This is a genomic window from Photobacterium makurazakiensis, from assembly GCF_050336715.1.
Taxonomy (GTDB): Bacteria; Pseudomonadota; Gammaproteobacteria; order Enterobacterales; family Vibrionaceae; genus Photobacterium; species Photobacterium makurazakiensis.
This window is the reverse complement of sequence record NZ_JAKJSJ010000130.1, coordinates 1-3,343: the sequence shown is the minus strand read 5'-3', so window position 1 is coordinate 3,343 and position 3,343 is coordinate 1. Positions and strand designations below refer to the sequence as shown.

The window sequence follows — 3,343 nt, the reverse complement described above, 5'->3', positions numbered from 1 at the left end:
ACGTAATATTATGCTGGTATTGATTGGGTAATTACCGATTTCAGGTGATTACAAATAATTGTCTAGCATTGTGAATATAAAACCATGAGCAAATCTGTCGCTCCTCCATTTTCTTGGACGCTGTTATCCCCACGTTACTGGCCAACTTTATTGCTCATCGCTGTGATGTTCTCGTTAAGCCTACTACCATACTCATTTCAACGCCGTTTAGGGCAGGGGTTAGGACGAACTCTACTTCGCTTTATGAAAAAGCGCCGTTTTACGATTGAACGTAATTTAGAGCTCTGTTTCCCTGAAATGAGCGAAACGGCTAGAAAACAAATGGTGAAGGAAAATATCGATAATTCAGGTTTGGCTCTGCTTGAAACGGGTATGGCATGGTTTTGGTCTGATGCAAGGGTAAAGCGACATGTTAAGTTTGAAGGGATGGAGCATATTGAGGCATTAGAAAAACAGGGAAAAGGGGCTGTGTTTATTGCCGTGCATTCAATGAATCTTGAGCTTGGAGCTCGTGCTTTTGGCACGATGAAATCAGGTATTGGTGTACAGCGTGCGAATAGTAATCCTTGTTTTAATTATTTCCAATGCAAAGGGCGCAGCCGTTCAAACCGAACATTGATTGATCGTAAAGATGTTAAAGGCATGCTTAAATCCCTAAAAGCGGGTGGACGTGTTTGGTATGCACCAGACCATGATTACGGTTTACGCCGCAGTACATTTGCGCCTTTATTTGCAGTTGAAAATGCCTGTACGACGATGGGGACTAGTTTGATAGTCGATAGCGCTAAATGTGAGGTGCTTGCATTTACTTTCGTAAGAGACTGCAATTCAGGTCAGTACACGGTAAAAATTTCACCACCACTGCATGACTTTCCTCGTAATGAGCCTGAAAAAGCAGCAGCATTCGTTAACAAGGTTGTCGAGCAATCTATTCTCGAGGCTCCAGAGCAGTATATGTGGCTACATCGTCGTTTCAAAACTCGCCCTGAAGGTGAGCCATCATTGTACGACAAAGAACTGAGAACGAAGATTAAAGAGAAAATCGCTTAGGCTGATTAGCCGTCTGTCTCGAGAACGCCCTTAGCTTGTTATCTTGGTAGCAAGGAAAGGGCGTTTGTATTGGTTACTATCCCACCATATCTATATCACACCATCTTTTTCCCATTAATGATTACCAGCCTTATTCAGCGTAGTTCTTGGTTATCTTTTTATTAGCTCAAAAAATTGTTTGAGAATGATGAATTGCTAAGTCTGTTGTATAGTTATTAGGCTGGTTGTTTGTTAGCCCATCAATGGCTTAACCCGAGCTGTAGTGGTATGTATTTTACCTGTCATCCTCTTGCAACAAATATAATCAAGCAATAAAATACGCCGTTCAATACTGGTATGTTTCAGTAGCATATGTTGGGTTGTGCTTTAGCAAGCTGAACTACCGGTGTAATAAGATAAAAAGAATGGGATAACAATTATGAGTCACGTTACTGCGCCTGTTTTTACCAAATCATTATTGCATCCACGCTATTGGATCACCTTAGTAATGATTGGTCTAATGTATTTAATGAGCTGGTTGCCTTATTTTATCCAATTTAGATTAGGACAGGTCGTTGGACGACTAGGGATGCTTATCGTTAAAAAGCGTAAGAAGACCATTGCTCGTAATCTAGAACTTTGTTTTCCGAGTATGTCGCAAGAAGAGCGCGATAGTATTCTAAAAAAGAACATTGATAATACAGGCTTAGCATTATTTGAAACCTGTATGGCGTGGTTTTGGCCTGATCTTCGCGTTGAACGCCATGTCCAATATGAAGGCTTTGAGCATATCCAAGAGCTAGAAAAACAAGGTAAAGGCGTGCTTCTTGTGGCCGTTCATTCTTTGAACCTAGAGCTTGGCGCGCGTGCATTTGGCTTGAAAACACCCGGTATCGGTGTTTATCGCCCCAATAACAATCCCTGCTTTGATTATTTTCAATTTCACGGACGTGTACGATCAAATAAATACATGATTGATCGTAAAGACGTGAAAGGCATGCTGCGTGCTTTACGTAAGGGTGAGCGTGTTTGGTATGCACCAGATCATGACTATGGTCGTCGTCGCTCAACCTTTGCTCCTTTGTTTGCGGTGGAGAAAGCATGCACAACGACAGGAACCAGCTTATTAGCTGATGCATCAGACTGTGCGCTTGTTCCGTTTGCAATGGTTCGAAATACCGATTCTGGTAAATATACGCTGAAGGTGTTTCCCCCGTTGGATGCTTTTCCTAAAAATGACCCTGATAAGGCAGCTGCATATGTTAACAAAGCTATTGAATGCTCGATCATGGAAGCGCCTGAGCAATATATGTGGTTGCACCGACGCTTTAAAACTCGGCCTGAAGGGGAAGAGTCTCTGTATGATTAAGTGAAAGAATCACTGACTTTTACAGATATTCTTTAAACCAAGATAGTTGCTGGCGCACCACGGACTCGAAGTGTTCACCTGTATATATTTGATAGTGGCTTGCGCTTTGTTCAATATGCAATTTTTTGGGTTCATTCGCCTGTTTAAATAATTTCTCTGATTCACTGACTGGGTTTACGCCGTCTTCACTAGCCGCTACGATGAGTAGCGGTTTATCTAAATTATCCAGAATATCGAGAGGCTTATGATTCATGGTTTCCCAAATGGTTAGAAATGGAATCTTGATATTTAAAGCAGGGTAATCATCTTTGTACTGATTAAAAAAAGCAATCGATTGAGAATCGCTTAACACCTTCGAAATAGATACCATCATTTCTTTGCCTGACTTTTCTTTCTTCTCTCGCATGCGACTCAGTGTATCGATAAACTTCTCTCTTTCATCCTGACTCATTGAACGAGTAATGACAGACTCGCCATCAGAGAAAGCCAGCTGGACAGAAACACACCTTATTAAAGGGGATTGACTGGCTGCAATTATGGCATTCGCACCACCAAAAGACGTACCCCACAGGGCAATACGCTCGATATCAATATGACCGCTATTGGATGCCCACTCTATTGCTGCATGGATATCTTCTATCTGTAATTCAGGCACGAGTCGGCCAGGTTCGCCTTCACTGCCACCAAAACCACGGTAGTCAAATGTTAAGGCTGCGTAGCCATGTTCAGCAAAGCGTTCGGCGAAGGTTGGCAGTAACAACTCTTTTACGCCACAAAAACCGTGGCATAAAATAACAAGAGGGTAGCTTTCTTTTGTTTTTTCTTTCGGCAGATAAAGGTTTGCTGCGATCGACGATCCTTTAGATTTAAAGTGAACGTTTGTATGCATAATTAAATCTCTTTAGGTTTTTATATTTAATATATGGATATCAGGTGAATGTATTC

General features: G+C 41.7%; 3 protein-coding genes. 2 read left to right on the top strand and 1 reads right to left on the bottom strand.

The annotated features are described in order from the left end of the window. Window positions 1-84: 84 nt before the first annotated feature. Both lpxL (L4D09_RS28625) and lpxL (L4D09_RS28620) read left to right on the top strand, forming a co-directional pair. Window positions 85-1,050, top strand: coding sequence for an LpxL/LpxP family Kdo(2)-lipid IV(A) lauroyl/palmitoleoyl acyltransferase (lpxL, locus tag L4D09_RS28625; protein ID WP_428460928.1), 966 nt, complete (start codon window positions 85-87; stop codon window positions 1,048-1,050). A gap of 418 nt (window positions 1,051-1,468) precedes the next feature. Next, window positions 1,469-2,398 (top strand): LpxL/LpxP family Kdo(2)-lipid IV(A) lauroyl/palmitoleoyl acyltransferase, encoded by a 930-nt coding sequence (lpxL, locus tag L4D09_RS28620; protein ID WP_428460927.1) that lies wholly within the window; start codon window positions 1,469-1,471, stop codon window positions 2,396-2,398. Between the two features lie 19 nt (window positions 2,399-2,417). Here lpxL (L4D09_RS28620) and uilS read toward each other — a convergent pair whose 3' ends face one another. After that, entirely contained in the window at window positions 2,418-3,287 is an 870-nt protein-coding gene (gene uilS, locus L4D09_RS28615) for a UilS family quorum-quenching N-acyl-homoserine lactonase (protein ID WP_428460926.1), read from the bottom strand. Window positions 3,288-3,343 lie beyond the last annotated feature (56 nt).